The organism is Pantoea sp. SIMBA_079 (genome assembly GCF_046940275.1).
In the GTDB taxonomy this organism is placed as follows: domain Bacteria; phylum Pseudomonadota; class Gammaproteobacteria; order Enterobacterales; family Enterobacteriaceae; genus Pantoea; species Pantoea borealis.
The window spans coordinates 1-241 of the sequence record NZ_JAWRYR010000831.1 but is presented as its reverse complement, the minus strand read 5'-3'; the positions used below and the strand labels follow the sequence as shown (position 1 = coordinate 241).

At 62.2% G+C, this 241-nt stretch carries 1 pseudogene; it reads right to left on the bottom strand.

Going from position 1 to position 241, the window contains the following annotated elements:
- Positions 1–148 (bottom strand): annotated as a pseudogene (locus tag SB719_RS22285) (transcriptional regulator HexR); the annotation flags it as partial.
- Positions 149–241 lie beyond the last annotated feature (93 nt).

Sequence of the window (241 nt, the reverse complement as noted above, 5' to 3'; positions counted from 1 at the left end):
CCTTGGCCGCCTGGGCCAACGCAGCGATGCTGAAACGGGTGGCTTGTTGCGGGTTGAGCAGGATGACTTCGGCGACTTTGCGTTCGGCCTTGTTCAGCTCGTCGAGGCGGCCCTGGATCTGTTCCAGGAGGTTTCGCACGCGGTCCATGGGTGTGTCCTTGGGTCGGGAAGACAGCCGGCTGTGAGATCAGCAGGCGTTTTGCACGGTCGTCTATCGTACTGTCGGTGCGGTTGGCGTACC